Origin of the sequence: Streptomyces violascens, from assembly GCF_014649955.1 — a bacterium.
In the GTDB taxonomy this organism is placed as follows: domain Bacteria; phylum Actinomycetota; class Actinomycetes; order Streptomycetales; family Streptomycetaceae; genus Streptomyces; species Streptomyces violascens.
In genome coordinates this window covers 658,473-679,182 of record NZ_BMUA01000001.1, presented here as the reverse complement: position 1 = coordinate 679,182, position 20,710 = coordinate 658,473, and the positions used below count along the sequence as shown (strand labels likewise).

Here is a 20,710-nt window from a genome sequence, read left to right as displayed (position 1 = left end):
CGGTCAGGCGCGCTCGGCCAGCAGGCCGCGGTACCACGCGAGCGTGGCGTCGAGGGTGTCGCCCATCGGGATCGGCTCGGTGCGGAACGCGGCCTCGAAGGCGCCCGAGCTCACGATCTGCGGCTCGGTGTGCTGGTAGAACATCTCGGCGTACGCGTCCATGAAGACCTGGTCGAACGGGCCGAAGGGGCGCGGCTCGTCGAGCGTGACGATCTTCAGTGGGTGGCCGACCCGGTCCTCGATCATTCCGAGCACCTCGCGGGTGGTCAGGGCCGGCGCCGTCGGGAGGTGCCAGACCCGGCCGTCGCCGTGCGGGCTCTCGCCGAGCGTGGCGAGCCCGGCGGCCACCGCGCGGATGTCGGTGTAGCTGTGCGGCAGGTCGATGTCCCCGAGCGTCAGCACTTCGCCGCCGGTCAGCGCCCCGGGGAAGACGGCCGCGCCGAGCGTCGAGTTGAGCACCCCGGGGCCGACGAAGTCGGCGGACCGGCCGAGCACCACCGAAGCGCGTGCCTCGCGGTGTGCGGCCAGGTACTTCTCGTCGAGCTCGGCGCGCATCCGGCCCTTGAGGGCGGTGGCGCGCCACGGGGTGTCCTCGGTCATGACCTCGCCGTGCGTCTCGCCGTACGGGTAGAGCGTGTCGAGCACGACCAGGCGCGCGCCCTCCGCCTCCACGGCGCCCAGGACGGCCTCCTGGATGCGGGGCATGACCTCGACCTGGAGCTGGTAGGCGACGTTGACGCAGTGGTAGACGACCCCGGCTCCGCGTATGGCTGCCGCCGCCCCCTCGGCCGACGCGACGTCGCCCTTCACTCGGTCGACTCCCGCTGTCTCGGGGCCGGTTCCGGTCCGGTCGACGAGGCGGACGGGGTGGCCGCGGTGCGCGAGCTCGGTGGCCACCGCAGTGCCGGCCGGGCCCGAGCCGAGAACCACGTGGAGGTTGTTTTCCGTGTGCGACATGTCGATTCCCCTCATGGCCGGGACGGCGTCAGCCCCCGGCTTCGTTATGTGCAGTGCCGTTAGTTAGAGACTATAACGTCAGTGTGTGCTTGACGCAATCGAGAGAGGAAATGTGCCAGGTTCGCGCCGCTTCCGGGCAGCGCTACAAAGGGCCGCGCGGCAGCGGCACCGTGCGGCTCCGCCGCGTGGGCGCGACCAGCTCCCACCGGCCCGCGGGCGAGCACTCCACTCCCCGCGGCCGCGGAGCCGCCCGGCCGCGGCCAGGACTTACGCGGCCGGTGCCGCCGGCGGCGTCGTGCCCTCGGCTGCCGCCGCGAGCCGCGCGGACAGTGGGGCGGCGATGTCCTCCAGGGACTTGCCCTCCGCGTCGACCGCGAGGAACGCAGCCACCACGCCGGCCGCCGTCATCAGCGCCGCGCCGATGCTGAAGGCGATGACCGCGTCGCCGACCACCCCGCTGGACGTCAGCGCCGAGAAGACCAGCGGCCCCGAGATGCCGCCCGCGGCCGTACCGAGCGCGTAGAAGAAGGCGATCGCCATCGCCCGGGTCTCCATCGGGAAGATCTCGCTCACCGTGAGATACGCGGAGCTGGCACCCGCCGACGCGAAGAACAGCACCACGCACCAGCACGCGGTCATCGTTGTGGCGTTGAGCCACCCCTGGGCGAAGAACCACGCGGTGACGAAGAGCAGCACGCCCGACAGGACATACGTACCGGCGATCATCCTGCGGCGGCCGACCGTGTCGAAGAGCTTGCCGAGCAGCAGCGGGCCCAGGAAGTTGCCGAAGGCGATCACAGCGAAGAAGTAGCCGGTGGTGCCGCTGGAGACGTCGAAGAACTTCACCAGGATCGAGCTGAACCCGAACGTGATCGCGTTGTAGAGAAAGGCCTGTCCGATGAACAGGGCGAAGCCGAGCACCGCCCGCTTGGGGTAGGCCTTGAACAGGGTGCGCGCGATCTCGACGAAGCCCACGCTCTCGCGCTGCTCGATGGTGATCGACCGCCCCGGCGGCGGAAGCCGCTCGCCGGTCTGCTCCTCCACCTCGTGCTCCACGTCGTCGAGCAGCTGCTCCGCGCCCTCCTCGCGGCCGTGGATGAACATCCACCGCGGGCTCTCCGGTACGTGCCGCCGCACCAGCAGGATGACGAGGCCGAGCACCACACCCAGGGCGAAGGTGAGCCGCCAGCCGACGTTCTTCGGCAGGATGTCGGTGTTCAGTGCGACGACCGACAGCAGCGCCCCGCCCATCGCGCCGAGCCAGTAACTCCCGTTGATGATGAGGTCCACCCGGCCGCGGTACTTGCTCGGGATCAGCTCGTCGATGGCCGAGTTGATGGCCGCGTACTCGCCGCCGATACCGAACCCGGTCAGGAAGCGGAACAGGAAGAACCACCACGCCGAGAAGGACAGTGCGGTCATCGCGGTGGCGGCGAGATAGACCGCGAGGGTGACCAGGAACAGCTTCTTGCGCCCGAACCGGTCGGTCAGCCAGCCGAAGAACAGCGCCCCCGAACAGGCCCCCGCCACATACAGTGCGGCGCCCAGGCCCGTGACCTGGGCGTCGGTGATCGCGAGCCCGCTGCCGTGCTCCGAGAGCCGGCTCGCGATGTTCCCGACGACGGTGACTTCGAGGCCGTCCAGGATCCACACGGTGCCGAGACCGATCACGATCATCCAGTGCCAGCGCGACCACGGCAGCCGGTCCAGCCTCGCCGGCACCTGGGTCGTGATGGTCCGCGGACCCGGGTCCTGCACCGCGCCGCCCATGAACTGCCTCCTGCCGCCGCGAGCCGAAACCGCACCCTGCCGGACGCGAGTACCCGGCGCTCACCGGACATAATCCCCGCAATCGCCCGCACCCAGTCGGACCCGAACAGGTGGCGCGCCCCGCAGCGGCGGCGACTCTCAGGCAGAGGGCACAGGATCCTCGTCCTGGGTCAACTCCAGGGCGGCAAAGGTGTGTTGGGCCCACATACGACGGGAGATCTCCTGTGGGTACGGCACGGTGTGAGGCTCGACCGCGAACACCCGGGTCAGCCGGTCGTCGGTGCGGTAGCGGGCCCAGCCCGGGTCACCGTGCGCCGCGAACGCGGTCCACGCGCTGCCCATCGCGTCCGAGACGGCCTCGGCCTCGGCCGGCGGCTCCTCGCCGAGTGCCAGCGTGGCGATACCACCGAGCAGGTTGCCGAACACCAGCGGCACATCGAGCCCGTGACAGGCGCCGAGCGCGCCGCCCAACGCGGGTGCTCCCCATGCCAGTTCATACGCGTATGTGGTGCCGCCACCCATCGCGTGTGCCTCGGCCAGGTGGAGGCTCGGCATCCGGAACAGCCAGTCCGACATGACCAGTTCCTGCATGGCGGTCGGGTCGGCCTCCGGGTAACCCGCCCGGTAGGCCGCCACGCCCTCGCGGCCGGGTGCGAACCTCGCCAGGGTGGTGTCGGCCTCCTCCTGGGTGATCTTGCCGTGGCGGCCCGACATCACCGTGAACAGCCGTGCCTCGTCCCGGTTGTGACCCGCGATCAGCTCGACGTCGCGGCTCTGCCCGGTGCGCAGCGCCTCCCACGGCGAACACGGCAGCACCTCGCCGTCGACCACCGGTGAGAACGGGAGGTGGGCGTGGGCGATCAGCCCCCAGCGCGCCCCGTACTGCGAGATCTTGCCGAGCACCGCGTCCGCCGCGTCCCGCAGTGCCTTGGGCGGCACCGGAGCCAGCGCGTCCAGGGTGGCGGGCAGACCGAGCTCGGCGGCCACGCTCGCGCCGACGTCCGCGGCGAGCGCCGGGCTGAACACCGAACCCGGGACGCTCTGCGCCACGGCCCGGTGGAAGAGCCCGGCCGCCCTCGGCATCGCGAGCAGCGCCGCGATCGCGCCGGCCCCCGCCGACTCGCCGAAGACCGTCACCCGGTCCGGATCGCCGCCGAACCCGGCGATGTTGTCTCGCACCCACTCCAGGGCTGCGACCTGGTCGAGCAGCGCCCGGTTGGGCACCGCGCCCTCGAAGTGGCCGTATCCCTCGGCGCCCACGCGGTGGTTGAACGTCACGACGACGGTGCCCCGCCGGGCGAGCGCCGTCCCGTCATAGGTGGGCCCGTCGGCGGAGCCGACCATGAAGGCCCCGCCGTATATCCACACCATGACGGGCAGCCGGGCCGCCCCGCCCGGATCGGGCGACCAGACGTTGACCGTCAGCCACTCGTCCGAGCCGGCCGGGCTCTCGGGCCCCGAGCCGAACCCCAGGGCGAGGGACTGCGGGGGAGTGGGGCCGAACGAGACGGCCTCGCGTACGCCGTCCCACGGCAGGGCGGGCACCGGCGGGGCCAGATGCAGCGGGCCGACGGGCGGCTGGGCGAACGGGATGCCGCGGAAGACGGCCATGCCGTCCGCGATGCGTCCGCGGACGGTTCCGGCGGTCGTACGGATCTCGGGTGCGCGTGTGGGTCCTGTCATGCGATGTCCCTTCTCGGCAGCGGGACTCCACGATACGGAGCCGAGAAGGGGGTGGGCGGTGAGGGGGTGCTGTGCCCAGAAACGATGTGTGGCTCAACCAGCCGTCAATGATCGGCAGTTGGGGCCAGGGGAAAGGGGGTGGCGGGCGGATCACGGCCCGCCCGCCGTGGCCCGGCTACGGCACCTCGCGCAGATACAGCGCCCCGCACGTGTGGCAGAAGGGGCGGGCGCGGTCCGTACCCCAGGCGTCGTCGGGCAGTTCCTCGGTGCCCTCGGGCAAGCCGCGTCCACACATGACCTGTTCCTCGTCGCCGCGGACCATGTGCCATTCCTTGAGGGTGCCGTCGGGAAGTCGTTCGGCAACGATGCGATGGCGCACTGGTGGCTCCTCATCCGTGTCGGGCCGCGCCCGGCCGCCCGGCCGCGGACGCCGGGTACGCCCCGGCCATTCGACACTGTCACCGGTACCACGCCGACGCATGCGGAACACCCGCCGAAGGTGACACGGCGGCTCTCATCGCACGGCGTGCCCCAGGAGCGCCTCGGCCATGGCTCGGGCCCGGCGGGCCGGGGCGGGCCCGGGGGCGAGAGCCGCGACGGCCGTGGCGCCCTCGACGAGGATCATCAGCTGGGCGCCCAGTGCGTCCGGGCCCCCCGCGGCGGCTGCCAGTTCGTTCAGGACCTGCTGGAGCTCGGCCTTGTGGCGGCGGGCCACATCGTTCACGGCGGCCGGTGTGTCGCCGAGCTCTCCGAGCGCGTTGAGGAAGGCGCAGCCCCGGAACGCGGGCTCGTCGAACCACTCGGCCAGCCAGTCGAAGACCGCGAGCACCTGCTCGCGCGGGTCTCCATGTGCGGCCGCCACATGGCGGCGCAGACCGGCCGTCCAGCGCCGGTCGTGCCGGTCCAGATAGGCGGCGACGAGCGCCTCCTTCGCGGGGAAGATCCGGTACAGCCGCTTCAGCGGCACCTGTGACTCGGCGCGGATGCGGTCCATCCCGACCGCCTGCACCCCGTAGGTGTAGAACAGCGCGTCGGCCGCATCGAGCAGCCGCACCCTCGCCTCGTCGTCATCCATCACGCCACCCGTCCGACCCATGGTCCCTCAACTCGTCACCCCATTATGACTTGCGCGGAGAACGTCCGTTCTCTACGGTACGGAACCAGGATGAGAACGATCGTTCTCACCTATCGCCGGGCTTCCTGGCCCTGCCCATTCGCCGAGTCGATCGGAGCTGCTGTGACTGCCGACGTACGCCCGCCCGTACCGCCGTTCACCGAAGAGAGTGCCCGCGCCAAAGTGCAGGCCGCCGAGGACGCCTGGAACTCCCGGGACCCCGAGCGGGTCGCCCTCGCCTACACCGAGGACTCGGTGTGGCGCAATCGCGACCGGTTCCTGACCGGCCGCGAGGAGATCCGCGCCTTCCTCTCCGACAAGTGGCAGCGCGAGAGGGACTACCGGCTCCGCAAGGAGCTGTGGGCGTACACCGGCAACCGCATCTCAGTGCGGTTCGAGTACGAGTGCCGTGACGCGCAGGGCCAGTGGTGGCGCAGCCACGGCAACGAGCAGTGGGAGTTCGACGACGCGGGTCTGATGCGCCGCCGCGAGGCCAGCATCAACGACGTGCCGATCGCCGAGGCGGACCGCCGCCTGCGCTGAGCCGGTGGTCACGCCCAGTCGATGCCCAGCCGGGCGAGCGCGCTGCGCTGGGTGTGGCTGAGGCCGGCGCGTCGGCTCTTGGTGTTCGAGTACCAGATGCCGAGCTTCACGACGGTGCCGTCCGGCAGCGTCTCCTCGTGCCCCCGGGGAATGGTGGTGCGGGCTTCGCGCCCGACGTACTGCCCGAGCGCCGCCAGGCCGCGCGTGAAGGCGGCCGACATCTTGGCCGTGCCGGTCTTCGCGTCCGGGCGGGGCGGCTTCGCGGGCCCCAGGCCCAGCGCGGACAGCCGGTCCCGCTGAGGCTTGGACAGGGCGCGCCAGTCCTGGCGCTGCCGCTCGGCCCAGCGACCGAGGTCGTCGCCGTCGAAAGTCACCCCGGGCCGGATGTCGGGGAGGGAGCCGTCGGCGGCGACGAGGTCACGCAGCACGGCGTACTGCCGCTGCCAGTCGAGCGGCCAGGGGCAGTTCCAGTCGGGGTCGATCGAGGCGAGCTGTGCCTCCCGGCGCCCCGCCCGCTCCGGGTCCTTGCCGAGCCCGCCCTTCCTGCGCAGATTGGCCAGGTGCTGCCCGACCGGCTCGTCCAGCCAGACGGCGTCCTGCCGGGGTGCCAGATGGTTGTGGGTGCGGTGGAAGGCGCGGAACGCCGCGAGTTTGCCCTCCCATGCCTCGTCGCCCGGCTCCCACACCATGCCCGCCTCGTCGAGCCGGAGCCTGCGGTGCTCGTCGAGTTCGCCGGCCCGCAGCGCCCGCCGCTGCTGCGCGACCCACCGGCCGAGCGGGAACCGGGTGACACCCAGGGCCACTTCGGTGTCGTACGGGACGGACATCGGCCCGGTGTAGTGGTGCTCGGCGCGCCAGCGGCGCAGGGCGTTCAGCCCCTCCAGCCACACCAGGGACTCGGGACGGTAGACGCGGGTGCGCAGGAACGCGGCGACGGTGGCCGGGTCGCGCGGCGTGGAGAAGTGCAGGAGCGGGTTCTCGTCGGTGTCGTCGACGATGCGGCCCCGGCTGTCGCGGCGCAGGTGCGGATGGCGGCCGCTGTCGGACGCGCGGGTCAGCGCATGCGAGGCCAGCTGCTCCACGAGCCGTTCGTCGTGCGAGCGCAGCCCCTGGAGGACCGCCACGAGCGGCGCGTAGCTCGCCGAGGCGATCATGTCCCGGGGGTCCTCGTCGCGGCCGAGGAAGACGGGCACCAGGATCCGGGCGGTCTTGGTGGTGCCGTCCGGGTTGGGCCGCAGCGCGCGGCCGATGTTCTGGACGATCTCGACCTGGGAGCCCCGGGTGTCGGCGAAACAGATGGCCTCCACACCGCGCGCGCCGACGATGTCCACGCCCTCGCCGAGCACCCGCACGCTCGCGAGGAACGCGCGGTGCACACGGCGTCCGTCGGCGCCGGTGCCGTCCGCGAACTGCCGCAGTACCTCCCGCCGTTCGGACACCAGATGGTCCCCGCACAGCCACTCGGCCCACACCCGGTCCGCCGGGACATGGCGGTCCGGTTCGAGCTCGTACGGCTCGGCCTGGGACGGCGGAAGCTTCGCGGCCCGGCGCCGCGCCCTGGCGCTGACCTCGCCCGTGTACAGCTCGGCGGCCGTCTGCGGAAGCCGGGCGGCGAAGGCCTTGGCCTCCTCGACTCGGTGGTGGAACGTCATCACGGTGTGCAGGTCGTGCGCCGCCGCGTGCTCCAGGAGCGCGGTCTGGAGCAGAGCCAGGCGCCGCCCCCGCCGCTCCTCCTCGCCGGCCCGGGCGCGCGGCGGCGCCGGATCGCGGATCTCCAGTACGTCGATCTCGAATCCGGCCAGGATGCCGCGCTCGACCGCCTCGGCGAGCCCGAGCTGGACGATCTGCCGCCCGTAGGTGGCCGAGTCCGCCGTCATGCTGGCGATCTCCAGCTCCCGGCCGTCCTTTCCGTGCGGCGGCCGGGGCACGGCGAGGATGCGCGGGGTGGCCGTCAGGTACAGCCTCCGGCCGGCCGGGATGCGGGCCTGGTCGTGGACGGCAGCCCAGGGGCGCCCGGTGTCGCCGGCCGTGCGGTGGGCCTCGTCGACCACGGCGAGGTCGAACGGGTCGAGCCGCTGTCCGAACATCGACTCACCGCCCGCCAGGGCCAGTTCGAGCGGTCCCGGCACCTTCTTCGCACCGGGCAGGGCCCCTTGCTCGGGGTCGTCCCGCTCCACCAGGGAGGCGTAGGTGGCGAGCACGACGGCGGGACCCCGGCCGGCCCACAGGGCCAGCTGGATGGGGTTGGTCGTGCACCGCACCCCCAGCCCGTCCAGGACCTCGTCCGTCTCCAGGGAACACACCGCGACCATGGGGGAGCGGTGGCCCACCGCACGCCAGGCCCGCGCGGTCTGCACCAGGAGGTCGAGGGTGGGTACGAGCACCAGGATCCGGCCGCGCGGGAACATCTCCAGCGCGGCCGAAGCGGCGGTGTAGGTCTTGCCGCTGCCCGTCGCGGACACGACGGTGGCCCGGGCCCCGCTCCTGGGTACGGCGGTGTGCGCCGGGAAGCCGAACTCGGCGAGGATCCGCGCCTTCGCGTCCACCTGGTGCTCACGGAGCCTGATCACGCACGCCCACCGTTCCTCATCGCTGCCCGCGGCCACGTGGGCCGCCCGGAGAAGGAAAACACTAGGGGGTGTCCGGTGGGTCAGGGTCGGGCAGGTCGTGGCGCCCGGCCCTGACCCACCGGACACCCCTAAGCCCCGAGCCAGTGGCCGAGAGCGGCTCGTCCGTTCGGTGCAGTGCGCAGAGTCAAGATCGTTCGTCGGGAGGATTTGCCCGGCCCTGGCCCCTTGCGAGAGTTGATGCCCAGTTCGCCCAATCGAAGGGGAGACCTCATGTCCTTAACCCGCCCGGACCGACGTCGCCGCGTACGCGTCGCCGGAACCACCGCCGCACTCGCGGTGGCCCTCCTCGCGACCGTCGTACCGGCCCAGGCCGCGCCCGCCCCCACCGCTCCCGGCCCGGTGGCCCCCGCTTCGGCCGGCCTGGACCGCAAGGCGCTCGGCAAGGCGCTGGACGCGGTCCGCGCGGCAGGCATGTACGGCGTGAACACGGAGGTCAGAGACGGGAATCAGGAGTGGCAGGGCGCCACTGGGCTCGCCGATGTCGGCACGGGCCGTCCCATGCGCCCCCAGCTCCAGCACCGCGTGGGCAGCGTCACCAAGGCGTTCACCTCGGTCGCCGTCCTCCAGCAGGTCGCCAAGGGCCGCATCGATCTCGACGCCCCGATCGGCCGCTACCTCCCTGACACCGTTCCCGGCGAGCGGGGCCGGGCCATCACGGTACGGATGCTGCTCAACCACACCAGCGGTATCGCCGACTACATCCCCGGCGCGTTCCCCTCGCTCATGCAGGGGTCGACCAAGAGCCTGGACGACAACCGCTTCCGCCACTTCCGGCCCGAAGAGCTGGCCCGCCTCGGCGTCGAGGCCAAGCCCACCGGGAAGCCCGGCGAGAAGTGGTCGTACTCCAACACCAACTACGTCATCGCCGGGATGCTGATCCAGAAGGTCACGGGCGAGGACGCCGAGGCGTACATCACCCGCAACGTCATCCAGAAGGCGGGGCTGCGCAACACCTACTTCCCGCGCTCCCCCTACATATCCGGACCGCACCCCAAGATGTACGAGTCGTTCTACCGTCTGATCGACCCGCCGCGCGACTACAGCGTGTACGACATGTCGTGGGGCGGGACCGCGGGGGCCCTCGTCTCGACGACGGGCGACCTCGACGACTTCTACCGCAAGCTGCTGCGCGGTGGGCTTCTGCCCGCCGCCCAGCTCCGCGAGATGCAGACCACGGTGCCGGTACACGGTGAGAACGGTGAGGTCGCGATGAACTACGGCCTCGGTGTGGCCGCCGTCGACCTCCCGTGCGGGCGGTTCTGGGGGCACGACGGGGCAGTGTTCGGGGCCGGGACGTCCGTCCTGTCCAGCCCGGACGGCAAGCGCCAGATGGCCACCGCCTACAACCTGATGAAGTATCAGAAGGTGGGCAAGGACGGGAAGGTGGAGCCGAGCCCGATCGACGCCGCGTTCAACGGCTTCTACCTCCAGGCGCTGTGCGGCAAGAACGCGGGGGACCGGACGGGCAGGCCCGCCGCCCCGGCCGTGCCCCTCCCGCGCACCCAGGACCTCGCCCCGCCGATGGGCCCGCGCCTCTGACGTGCTGCCCGACCGGCCTCTGCGGTCCGTGCTTCGGAGCGCAGAGGCCCGTGGGTGCTACCCGAACGACAGGGCCGCGTTCACCAGGACGTTCGGCTTCGGGGTCTCCACCCGGTTGTTGAGCATGAACAGCCGTCCGCCTACCCACCCGAGGCGCGGCGAGAAGAAGCTGCGCTGGGCTTCGGCGGCGGCCTGCGGGCTCTGCAGGAACACCTGCGGGGCGCCGCCCGTCGGGGCCAACGTCGCCACCGCCGCGCCCAGTTGGGGCCCGGCGTCCAGGTGGGCCACCACCCTGCCGTTCTCGACGGCGAGCGGACGCACGTTGCGGGCCCGGGGCGGATTCGCGCGCCACTTCTCCTTGCCGGTGTTCAGGTCGACGGCGACGACCTGGTCGCCGTCGGCGTTCTTGGTCAGGTCCGTGTCCACACCCCGCCATCGATCACCAGGAGGCCCGCCGCTCCTGCGGCCACGATCAGCCCCCGCCCGCCCCTGGACGGGTTGCGGCCGGCCGGGAGCGGCGCCATCGGTGGCTGCTGCGGCGGCCCGAAGGCGTCCAACTGCGGCTGTGCGTAAGGATTCCCGGCACGGGACCCTGCCCCGGAGGCGGTGGGTTCCCCTGTCCGTAGCCGGGCCGGACCGGTGCCGGCTGCCGCTGCTCCGAGGCGGGCGGCAGCAGGCCGGCTCCGGGCCACTGGAAGTCGTCCGGCCGGTGCGGGTCCACGGGCCCATCGGGGTCCGGCAGTTCTCCGGAGTCACGAGCGGTCATGCGTCGAGTGTGACGGGTGGGGCGAACTCTGTGGAGGGCCTCAGGTGTGTTCGCCACCTGGCCGGATTCCAACCGGCCGTGTTCCCAAGGGCCGTTGTCGTCCCCAATGCTCTGCCGGGGAAGCGGCGTCGGAGCGAGAGGGGACGGGCACCATGACCGAGGCTCAGCGGACCGGCTCGGCAGCGGGTGGCGGGGTGGGAGTGGCGGTCACCGCCGCGGTGGAGGGAATGGTCCAGTTCGGCGAGCTCTACGATCAGCCCGATCCCCGGGCCTACTTCAGGGTGCTCGGCCCGCTCGACTACCGCACGCCGGGCCACGCGCAGGACATCTTCCGGCGGCTGCGGTCCGCGCTCGGCGCGATGGGGGAGGGCCCGCCCCTGACCGTGCTCGACCTCTGCTGTTCGTACGGCATCAACGCGGCCCTGCTCAACCACGACGTGACGCTGGACGAGCTGTACGAGCGCTACACCTCGCACGAGGCCGCCGCGATGAACACGGCCCAACTCACCGAGTGGGACCGGGAGTTCTTCGAGGCTCGGCGCCGCAGCGACCGCGTTCGTGTCGTCGGGATCGACATCGCCCCGCGCGCGGTCGCCTACGGGCGCGCCGTCGGGCTGCTCGCGGAAGGCTTCGCCGAGAACCTCGAGGAAGGCCCGCCCAGCCCGGCACTGCGCCGCGCGGTACGGGAGGCCCGGCTGATCACCGTGACGGGCGGCACCAGCTTCCTGTCGCAGCGCACCTTCCGGTCGCTGCTCTCCGCGGCGCGCGGACCGGTGTGGGTGGCAGCCTTCGTGCTGCGCACCACCTCCTACGCGGAGATCGCCGGATGCCTCGCGGCCTTCGGCCTCGCCACCGAGCGGGCCGCGCCCACTTTCCCCCAGCGCCGCTTCACCGATGCACGCGAACGGCGCTACGCCGTCGAGACGGTGACCGCGGCCGGGCACGACCCCGAGGGCAGGGAGTCGGACGGCTACTTCCACACGGCCCTGCACCTGTCGCGTCCCACCAGCGACGTGGTGATGACACCGCTCGACAGCCTGGTGCCGTAGAAGGGGTGTCATAGGGGTGTGGACATGCCGCTGCCGCCCCGCACTGCGCGGGGCGGCAGCGACGTGCTCGATCAGTTGCCGGACGGGGCGTTCGCCGCGGTCACGTTGACGGCGGCCCAGGCCTTGTCCACCGTCTTGTACTCGGTGCTGCTCGCGCCGTAGAGGTCGGCGGCCGCGCTCAGCGTGGCGGTGCGGGCGTCGTGGAAGTCGGTCGTGGAGACCATGTACCGGGTGAGGGCCCGGTAGAAGATCTGCGTCGCCTTGTCCCGGCCGATGCCGGCCACCGTCGAGCCGTCGTAGGTCGGCGAGTCGTAGGCCACGCCGTTGATGGTCTTCTTGCCGCTGCCCTCGGCCAGCAGGTAGTAGGCGTGCGAGGAGACACCCGAACCCGCGTGGACCTCGGTGTCGTACGACGCCGTCGACCAGTAGTCGACCGTGCCTTCGAGCTTGTCGAGGGACGGCTTGTCCAGGCGGCGCAGGAACTTCTGCTGGAGCCCGAGCTTCTCGCCCATCAGGTAGTTCGGCGGGTTGTTGGGGTTGTTGGTGGCGAACTCGACGTTGCTGCCGAAGATGTCGGCGAGCGACTCGTTGAGCGCGCCGGGCTCGCCGAACTGGTTGTCGTTGGCGTCGACACGGGTCGGCTGGAGGTTCGCCGTCGCGTCCACGACACCGTGGGTGAGCTCGTGGCCGGTGACGTCGAGGACGACGAGGGGCTGGGCGAAGGTCTGCCCGTCACCGTCGCCGTACAGCATGCAGCCGCAGTCGGAGGACCAGAAGGCGTTGCCGACCTTGCTGCCGAAGTGGACGAGCGCGTGCGCGCCCGCCCCGTCGTTCTTGATGCCGTTGCGGCCGAACGTCTTCTTGTAGAAGTCGAGCGTGCTGGTGATGCCGTACTGCGCGTCGACGGCGGCCGTGGAGCGGTCGCTCGCCCTGCCCGTGCCCCAGCGGTTGGTGGTGCTGGTGAACGCCTTGCCGCTGGTGAACTGCTCCAGCTCCTTGTTGCCGGCGTCGCGCGTCTCGGTCTGGCCGCGGCTCGGGTCCTTGAGCGTGAAGGCGCTCTTCGCGGTCTGCGTGGTGGTCAGCGACACGCTGCCGACGAACAGGGACGAGCCGGTGCCGGTCGCCTGTGCGGGGAAACCGGTCGCGGCGGACGAGGCGAGCGGGGCCGGGGAGGCCGTCCCGAGCGCGGGGCTGAGCTTCTGGCCGCTCTTGCGGAGCTTCTCCTGGACGCTGGGCGACAGGAACGAATCGCTGGCCGGGGTGTTGCTGAGGACCGTGCCGGTGGCCGCGTCGACGACGACCGTACGGCTGCCGGACTCGGCGGTGGAGCTGTCCTTCACCTGGATCTGGTAGGCGAGCGCCGAGCGCCCGGCGCGGGCGTCGACCACGAGCTGGGCGGTGCCCGCGGTGCCTTTCGCGGCGGCTGCGGCCTTCGCCTGGGCCTGTCCCGCCGTCACCTTGGCGCTGGTGGTGGGGACGTCGACCTGGTGGCGCAGCGCCCGGGTCACGCCGGTGTAGCCGGATCTCGCGTCGAGATGGATGACCAGGTCGCCGCCGAGGACCGGGAGTCCGCGGTGCGAGCGTATGAACCGGACGTGCTGCTTGCCGTCCGTGTCGACCAGGACGTCGGTGGCCTGAAGTGTGTCCTCCTTGCCGACTCCGGTGACCGAGGAGTGGGCGACGGCTGCGGTGCGGGCCGCGTCGATCACCGGCTGGAAACCGGCGCTCGCGGCGGGGGCGGTGGCCCCCTGGGCGGTCGGGGCGGCGAAGGCCGTGGCCCCGCCTCCCGCCGTGATGGTGACGGCCGTGGTGACGGCCAGGGCTATCGCCAGGCTGCGTATGTGGGGTGTACGCACGGTGGAGGGTCCTTAGAGGGTGCGGGGGCGGTCGGCTCAACCACCCGTACGCACGGTGCTGTTGTGCACCGCGGGGACCGTGTGGTCCCGGCCGAAACCCTGCTATGCCTGGCATGAACATGTAAAGGGGGATGATCGAGTTCTGTGCTCCCGGAACCCAGATTTAACAATTGCCCTGGACTTCGATGGCCGGAAGGTGTCCAACTCCCCTTCACCGGCCCAGATGCATGATCGCGCCGAGGGGTTGCCCGGCCCGCCCAAGGTTTGGGTGATGGTCCAGGTACGGAGTTCGCGTTGCCCAATGAACCCGGCTCGTACGTCTGTTGCCGACCGGAACCCGACGAAGTTCGTCCTTTTCAGGCGTACGCCCCGTCCGCCACGGAAAGGTAGGTCCCGTGCCAACGGACGACGAAACGGCCGACGGATTCGCAGCGGAGCTGCGGCGCCTGCGAGGCCTGCGCAAGGTGTCCCTCACCGGACTCGCCCGCTCGATCCACTACAGCAAGGGATATCTCAGCAAGATCGAGAACGGCAGCAAGCCGCCCACCCTCGACGTCGCCCGCCGCTGCGACGACGCGCTCGGCGCACAGGGCGAACTCGTGCGTCTGCTGCCCAGACCGGCGGCCGTCCCCGCGCCGCGCACCACCCACGCAGGCCCCGCCGAGACGGCCCTGTGCCCCTACCGGGGGCTCGCCGCCTACGGGCCGCAGGACGCCGAGTGGTTCTACGGCCGCGAGAGCGCGACCGCGGAACTGAGTGGGCGGCTCGCCGAACGGATGGGCCGCGGACCGCTCGCCGTGGTCGCCCCCTCGGGCGCCGGGAAGTCCTCACTCCTCCAGGCCGGACTGCTGCCCGCGCTGCGCCGGGGCGCCCTGCCCGTGCCCGGCTCCGACGACTGGCCGGTCGTGGTGTGCACCCCAACGGCCCACCCCCTCAAGGAACTTCTGCGCTGCGCGGCCGAGGTGCTCGGCGCGGCGGGCGCCGAGATCACCCCCGAGGCGCTCGCCGAGCGGCCGCGCACCCTGCTCGACGCCTCCGCCGCGCACGGCCGCGGCCCCGGCCTGGTCCTGGTGGTCGACCAGTTCGAGGAGACCTTCACCCTCTGCGAGAACGATCGCGAGCGCCGCGACTTCGTCGCCGTCCTGCACGCCCTCGCCACCGCCCGTGACCTCGACGGCACCACCGCCCGCGCCGCCGTCGTGATCGGCCTGCGCGCCGACTTCTGCGGCCGCTGCCTGGACCACCCCCACCTCGTGGAGGTCTTCACCCACGGCCTGTTCGCGCTCGGCCCGATGTCCGGCACCCAACTGCGCCAGGCCATCACCGGACCCGCCGAACGCGCCGGGCTCAGCCTCGAACCAGGCCTGGTGGAACTGCTGTTGAGGGATCTGGGCAGCGACTCGGCGGCGTCCGTCGGCTCCCTTCCGCTGCTCGCGCACGCCCTGCTCGTCACCTGGCAGCAGCGCACCAGCCGCACCCTGACCGTGGCCGGCTACGAGACGACCGGTGGCATCCACGGCGCGGTCGCCCGTACCGCCGAGTCGGTGCACGCCCGGCTCGACCCCGCCGAACAACTGACGGCCCGCCAGCTCCTCGTCCGCCTCGTACATGTGGCGGACGACAGCGCCCAGACCCGCAAGCCCGTCGAACGAGCCCTGCTGTTACGGCAGTTGGCCGACCCCGAGTCCGGCGCCCGCGCCCTCGACGCGTTCGTGCGCGCCCGGCTCGTCACCGCGGGCAGCGAGACGGTGGAGATCACCCACGAGGCGCTCCTGCACGCCTGGCCACGGCTGCGCGGCTGGATCGACGCCGACCGGGCGGGCCTGGTGATGCGCCAGGAGGTCTCCGACGCCGCGACCCAGTGGGTACGGGCCGGCCGCGACCCGAGCCTGCTCTACCGGGGCACCCGCCTCGCCGCCGTGCGCGACCGGGCGCAGCAGGCCTCCGACCGGGCCCAACTCGGGCCGGTGGAGCGGGAGTTCATCGATGCCTGCGAAGCCGAGGAGGGGCGCGGAGAGCGCACGGCCCGACGCCAGACCCGGATCCGCCGCGCCCTGCTCGTCACCCTCGCCGGGCTCCTCGCGCTCGCGGTGACGGCCGGCGCCCTCGCCTTCCAACAGCGTCAACGGGCCCTGGACCAGAGCCGCACCGCCCAGTCCCAGGCACTGGCCGTGCGGTCCGGGGCGCTCGCCGCCGGGCAGCCGGAGGCCTCCATGCTGCTCGCCGCCGACGCCTACCGCACCGACCGCACCCCGCAGGCACGCGGAGCCCTGCTCAGCACCCAGGCGACCTCCTTCGACGGGCGGCTGCGCGGCCACTCGGGCCCGGTCAACTCGGTCGCGTTCAGCCCCGACGGCACGACCCTCGCCACAGCCAGCTCGGACGCGACCGTACGGCTCTGGAACACCGCGAGCCGCCAGGTGACCGCCACCCTGACCGGCCATGCCGGAGCGGTCACCTCGGTCGCCTACTCCGCCGACGGCACACGCCTGGCGACAGCCGGCGCGGACGGTACCGTCCGGCTCTGGGACGCGGCCACCCACCGCATGACCGCGACGCTGCCAGGACACCAGGGAGCCGTCCGCTCCGTGGCGTTCAGCTCCGACGGCCACACCCTGGTGTCGGGCGGATCCGACCGCACCGTACGCCTGTGGAACGTGCCCGACGGCACCGCACGCGCCGTCCTCACCGGCCACACCGACTGGGTGATGGCCGTCGCCTTCGCCCCCGACGGCCACGCCGTGGCGTCGGCGTCCGCCGATCGCACCGTACGGATCTGGAATGTGACGGACAGCCAGCCACCGATGGTCCTCACCGGTCACAGCGACCAAGTGCTCGGCGTGGCGTTCAGCCCCGACGGCCACACCCTGGCATCCGGCGGCGCCGACCGCACCGTACGGCTGTGGAACCTGCCCGACGGAACCCTGCGCAGCGTCCTGACCGGGCACAGCGACGACGTCAACGCGGTCGCCTTCACGCGGACCGGCGACACCGTCATCAGCGCCGGCGGCGACGGCACCGTCAAACTGTGGGACGCCGTGAACCACCGGGTGGTCGCCACCCTGTCCGGCCACACCGACTACGTCCTCGCGGTCGCCGCCGGGCCCGACGACCGCCTCGCCACCGCCGGGTTCGACCAGTCCGTGGTGCTGTGGGACCCGGGGCGCTCCGCGCTCACCGCACGGCCGTTCACCGAGGCGTGGCAGTCGGCGTTCTCGCCCGACGGCAGCATCCTGGCCTCGGCGGAGGCGGACCGCACCGTCCGCATCTGGGACGTCGCCCACCACCGGCTGCGCGCCACTCTCACCGGCCACGACGGCTCGGTGTTCGCCGTGGCGTTCTCGCCCGACGGCCGCCTCGTCGCCTCCGCGGGCGCCGACCGCACGGTCAGACTCTGGGACACGGCGACCGGCCGCCCCGAGGCGACCCTCACCGGTCACGACGGCTCGGTGTTCGCGCTCGCCTTCTCGCCCGACGGCCGCCTGCTGGCCTCCGCGAGCGCCGACCGCACCGCCACGCTCTGGGACGTCGCGACCCGCAAGCCGTACGCCACGCTGCACGGCCACGAGGACTTCGTCAACGCGGTCGCGTTCAGCCCCGACGGTCGCACCCTGGCCACCGGCAGCGACGACCTCACCGTCCGGCTGTGGGACGTGAACGATCCCGGTCGCGGGCCGCGTTCGGTCCTTCGCGGCCACACGGGGTCGGTGCGCGCCGTCGCCTTCGCTCCCGACGGCCGCACCCTGGCCAGCGGCGCCAACGACGGGACCGTACGCCTGTGGGACGTCGCCCACGGCACGACGGCCGACACCCTCGCCGGGCACAGCGGGTCGGTGCGCGCGGTCGCGTTCAGCCCCGACGGCAAGACCCTCGCGAGCAGCGGCAGCGACCAGACCGTACGCCTGTGGGACCCCGCCCGCGCCGAACAGACCGCCACCCTCAGCGGACACACCGGCGCCGTCTGGGGCGTCACCTTCGACCCCGGCCTGCCCGGCACGCTGGCGAGCAGCAGCAACGACGGAACCGTCCGGCTCTGGAACACCGACGTGCCCCGCCAACAGGCCGGGGTCTGCCGTCTGCTGGGCGACACGGGCCCCGAACGCTGGTCCCACCTGCTGCCCGACCTGCCTTACCGGCCCCTCTGTCCGTCCGCCGACTGACCGGCGGATCCAGGGTGTTTCCCAGGTGTTTCCCGTTTCCCGTCGGCACGGGAGACGGCCGCCACCTCGACAGCGCCGCTGCGCACGGCACAGTCTCGAACCACCGCGGCAGATGATCCGGCTCCGCACAGGAGCATCTGCCGCGTGCCAGGCACCGGCCCGGCACACGCACGACACGCACCACACGTACGGCACGTACGACGAAACGGGGAATCGGACATGCACCATACGCTGGTCAGAGCGCGGCGGACTCTCGTCGCGGCGAGCATCGTGGCCGCCTGCGCCATCGTGGCGACCGCCCAACCCTCCGCAGCAACACCTCAGTCGAGGCCATCGGCTGCGGCCGCCGGAGGCTGCGACGTGCTCGCCCCCGGCGCCTCCGCCACCGCCGAGGCGGCGGTCCGGGCGGCCTGCTCCCAGCTCGGCATCTGGTACACGTGGGGCGGCGGCCACGGCCCGCAACCCGGTGCCACCTACGGGCAGGTCGACCCCACGGACCCGGCCAGCAACCACGACCCGGAGCGGCTCGGCTTCGACTGCTCGGGCCTGGTCCGCTATGCCTACGCCCAGGCGACCGGGCAGGACATCCTGGCCGGCAACTCCAACAGCCAGTACCACTCCTCGCACGCCACCGCCCGCTTCGGCGCGGCCCAGGGCACCGGGCCGCTGCTGCCCGGCGACCTGATGGCCTGGGGCGGCGACAACTCCATCCACCACATCGCCGTGTACCTCGGCGCGGGCAAGATGGTCGAGGCCCGCCAGTCCGGCACCCATGTGATGGTCAGCGACGTACGCCTCGGCGGCGACTACAACGGCGCCGTACGCATCATCGGCGCGGGCCCGGGACAGAACGGCACCTTCTCCACCTGGGGCACCGATGTGTGGACCCACGCCCAACCGTCCACGACGAGCGCCCGGGTCAACAAGTTCGCCGGCCCGACCCGCGTGAAGGTCGGCTGCCAGAAGCACGCCCAGCTCGTCGAGGCCGAGGGATACCGCAACGACGCCTGGTCCTACCTGCCCGACTACAAGGCATGGATCACCAACATCTACATCCGGGGATCCGCCTGGCTCGACGGCGTCCCCACCTGCGCCTGAACAGCCCGGCCCACCATAGACACCACACCCGCAAGGAGTTCACCGTGAACGTTCGCAAGAAGATCGCCCTGTTCCTCTCCGCCACCGCGCTGACCGCGGGCCTCACCGCGACCGGGCTGCCCGTTGCCGTCGCCGCACCCGCCAAGCCCGCCGCCGAGTGCGGAGTCCGCTCCGACGGCCGCCTGTACTGCGGCAACGCGGTCGGCGCGAAGGGATACGCCGACCGCTCCTACCGCTCGGCCACCCGCGGCACCCTGGACACCGGGTTCAACTGGTTCGTGTGCTGGGGCCACGGCGACCCGCACCAGGGCGGCAACGACATCTGGTACTGGACGCAGCTCGACAACGGCGCCTGGGGCAACGTCCCGGCCGTCAGCGTGAAGACCGGCCAGGACCCGGCTCCCGGCCTGCGCGAGTGCTGATCGCAGCACCGCACTAGAGCACCGGGCCGCCCGTCGATCCCCCGACGGGCGGCCCGGCCAACTTGCCTGACCGCCAAGGGGGTTGTCGATGTGTCAGGGGTGTCCGCCGGCCGGTCACGTGACGAGCGGTGAATCCTGCGGCCCGACCCCCTGTGCCGTCGCGAACAGCGAGCCGAGCCCCGCGTCGAAGCGGGCGGTGTACGAGACGTCGTCCTCGAAGCCGCCACCCCGCTCGGCGCCGCCGAGCACCCCGATCACGGTGTTCCCGCCGTGCGGCGCCGGGATCACCCACGGGCTGCCGGACACCCCGGTCGAGAAGCCCGCACACCGGGCCTGCCGGAAGTCGCTGTAGGCGGGCCGTGCGTCCGCCGTGCAGATGTGCTGGCCCGGCCGGTCGTGCGGATAGCCGATGAGGGTGACCCGGCCGAGGTCGGGGGAGAGCCGCTCCGGGTGCGCAGGCACGCGGAACCCGGAGCCGACCGCCTCCTGGACGCTTCTGCCGCCGACCCGGGCCACCCGCACGAAGGCCCAGTCGTACGGCCAGTTCTCGGCACCCTCGCGGGGCCCGGTGAACCGTGGGTCCGCCAGCGCGGCGAGGACCGGCCACTCGCCCTGCGGGGTGAGCCCGTCGTGATAGCCGGGCGCGAACGTGGCCCCGTCCAGCGGGAGGCAGTGCGCCGCCGTCACCAGCAGATCGCCGTGTCTGCTGTCCACGACGGCGGCCGTGCAGGTGTGCCGGCCACCGGGCCACAGGAAGACCCCGACGGCCGGGTACGAGCAGGCCGACCGCAGGTCGTGCGGGGCCGCGCGGAGCTGCTCCGCGGCACAGGCCGCCGACTGTTCCGGGCGGGCCGGGCGGGCCGGGTGGAACCCCGCACCGTCGGCGCCGGTGCCGACTGGGGCGCCGGGCAGCCCGGCCGGGGTCCCGGCAGGCCGGGCCGAGGAGGCGATGGCGGTGCTTGCCTCGTCGTCCCGGGCCGGGCAGATCGTCAACGTGCAGGTCAGAACCGTGATCAGAGCCGCCTCCCGGACAACGCCGAGCACCGCCCTCAACCGGCCGCCACTGTGCGCATTTCTTCTCATAAGCACGCTGGCGAGGCTAGGGCCCGGGCACGGGCAGGAG

General features: G+C 72.3%; 15 protein-coding genes. 6 read left to right on the top strand and 9 right to left on the bottom strand.

Annotation, left to right across the window (positions count from 1 at the left end; translation table 11 throughout):
- Nucleotides 1-3 precede the first annotated feature (3 nt).
- The 5 genes from IE206_RS03145 to IE206_RS03125 all read right to left on the bottom strand — a co-directional run bounded on the left by IE206_RS03145 (nucleotide 4) and on the right by IE206_RS03125 (nucleotide 5,485).
- Complete coding sequence (locus tag IE206_RS03145) at nucleotides 4-957, bottom strand: NAD-dependent epimerase/dehydratase family protein (RefSeq protein ID WP_189960311.1); 954 nt, start codon at nucleotides 955-957, stop codon at nucleotides 4-6.
- Between the two features lie 267 nt (nucleotides 958-1,224).
- A complete protein-coding gene (locus tag IE206_RS03140; RefSeq protein WP_189960310.1) occupies nucleotides 1,225-2,727 on the bottom strand; it encodes an MFS transporter in 1,503 nt (500 codons plus the stop codon).
- 138 nt (nucleotides 2,728-2,865) lie between these two features.
- On the bottom strand, nucleotides 2,866-4,410 hold the full coding sequence (locus IE206_RS03135; RefSeq protein ID WP_189960309.1) for a carboxylesterase/lipase family protein: 1,545 nt from the start codon (nucleotides 4,408-4,410) through the stop codon (nucleotides 2,866-2,868).
- 175 nt (nucleotides 4,411-4,585) lie between these two features.
- Complete coding sequence (locus tag IE206_RS03130) at nucleotides 4,586-4,789, bottom strand: hypothetical protein (protein ID WP_189960308.1); 204 nt, start codon at nucleotides 4,787-4,789, stop codon at nucleotides 4,586-4,588.
- A gap of 135 nt (nucleotides 4,790-4,924) precedes the next feature.
- On the bottom strand, nucleotides 4,925-5,485 hold the full coding sequence (locus IE206_RS03125) for a TetR/AcrR family transcriptional regulator (RefSeq protein WP_189960307.1): 561 nt from the start codon (nucleotides 5,483-5,485) through the stop codon (nucleotides 4,925-4,927).
- A 162-nt stretch (nucleotides 5,486-5,647) separates the two neighbouring features.
- Here IE206_RS03125 and IE206_RS03120 point away from each other — a divergent pair, with 162 nt between their 5' ends.
- Nucleotides 5,648-6,067, top strand: a complete 420-nt coding sequence (locus IE206_RS03120) for a nuclear transport factor 2 family protein (protein WP_226598826.1) — start codon at nucleotides 5,648-5,650, stop codon at nucleotides 6,065-6,067.
- Between the two features lie 8 nt (nucleotides 6,068-6,075).
- On the opposite strand, the gene IE206_RS03115 is transcribed toward IE206_RS03120, so the two are convergent.
- Entirely contained in the window at nucleotides 6,076-8,637 is a 2,562-nt protein-coding gene (locus tag IE206_RS03115) for a DEAD/DEAH box helicase (RefSeq protein ID WP_189960305.1), read from the bottom strand.
- Between the two features lie 270 nt (nucleotides 8,638-8,907).
- Between IE206_RS03115 and IE206_RS03110 the strand changes: the two genes are divergently transcribed.
- Nucleotides 8,908-10,236, top strand: coding sequence for a serine hydrolase domain-containing protein (locus tag IE206_RS03110; protein WP_189960304.1), 1,329 nt, complete (start codon nucleotides 8,908-8,910; stop codon nucleotides 10,234-10,236).
- A 57-nt stretch (nucleotides 10,237-10,293) separates the two neighbouring features.
- Here the strand turns inward: IE206_RS03110 and IE206_RS03105 are convergent, their stop codons facing one another.
- A complete protein-coding gene (locus tag IE206_RS03105; RefSeq protein WP_189960303.1) occupies nucleotides 10,294-10,662 on the bottom strand; it encodes a PQQ-binding-like beta-propeller repeat protein in 369 nt (122 codons plus the stop codon).
- Nucleotides 10,663-11,154: 492 nt separating this feature from the next.
- Between IE206_RS03105 and IE206_RS03100 the strand changes: the two genes are divergently transcribed.
- On the top strand, nucleotides 11,155-12,051 hold the full coding sequence (locus IE206_RS03100) for a hypothetical protein (RefSeq protein ID WP_308433904.1): 897 nt from the start codon (nucleotides 11,155-11,157) through the stop codon (nucleotides 12,049-12,051).
- A 71-nt stretch (nucleotides 12,052-12,122) separates the two neighbouring features.
- On the opposite strand, the gene IE206_RS03095 is transcribed toward IE206_RS03100, so the two are convergent.
- Complete coding sequence (locus IE206_RS03095) at nucleotides 12,123-13,907, bottom strand: M4 family metallopeptidase (protein WP_189960302.1); 1,785 nt, start codon at nucleotides 13,905-13,907, stop codon at nucleotides 12,123-12,125.
- A 395-nt stretch (nucleotides 13,908-14,302) separates the two neighbouring features.
- On the opposite strand from IE206_RS03095, the gene IE206_RS03090 reads away from it, so the two are divergent.
- The 3 genes from IE206_RS03090 to IE206_RS03080 all read left to right on the top strand — a co-directional run bounded on the left by IE206_RS03090 (nucleotide 14,303) and on the right by IE206_RS03080 (nucleotide 19,587).
- The gene (locus IE206_RS03090) at nucleotides 14,303-18,067 is read left to right on the top strand and encodes an nSTAND1 domain-containing NTPase (protein WP_189960301.1); all 3,765 of its coding nucleotides are present in this window, start codon (nucleotides 14,303-14,305) and stop codon (nucleotides 18,065-18,067) included.
- Between the two features lie 219 nt (nucleotides 18,068-18,286).
- Nucleotides 18,287-19,165 carry a C40 family peptidase gene (locus tag IE206_RS03085; RefSeq protein ID WP_189960300.1) on the top strand — a complete coding sequence of 293 codons (879 nt, stop codon included), beginning with the start codon at nucleotides 18,287-18,289 and terminating at the stop codon, nucleotides 19,163-19,165.
- A 44-nt stretch (nucleotides 19,166-19,209) separates the two neighbouring features.
- Nucleotides 19,210-19,587 carry a hypothetical protein gene (locus IE206_RS03080; protein WP_189960299.1) on the top strand — a complete coding sequence of 126 codons (378 nt, stop codon included), beginning with the start codon at nucleotides 19,210-19,212 and terminating at the stop codon, nucleotides 19,585-19,587.
- A 114-nt stretch (nucleotides 19,588-19,701) separates the two neighbouring features.
- On the opposite strand, the gene IE206_RS03075 is transcribed toward IE206_RS03080, so the two are convergent.
- The gene (locus IE206_RS03075; RefSeq protein ID WP_189960298.1) at nucleotides 19,702-20,676 is read right to left on the bottom strand and encodes a trypsin-like serine peptidase; all 975 of its coding nucleotides are present in this window, start codon (nucleotides 20,674-20,676) and stop codon (nucleotides 19,702-19,704) included.
- Between the last annotated feature and the right edge of the window lie 34 nt (nucleotides 20,677-20,710).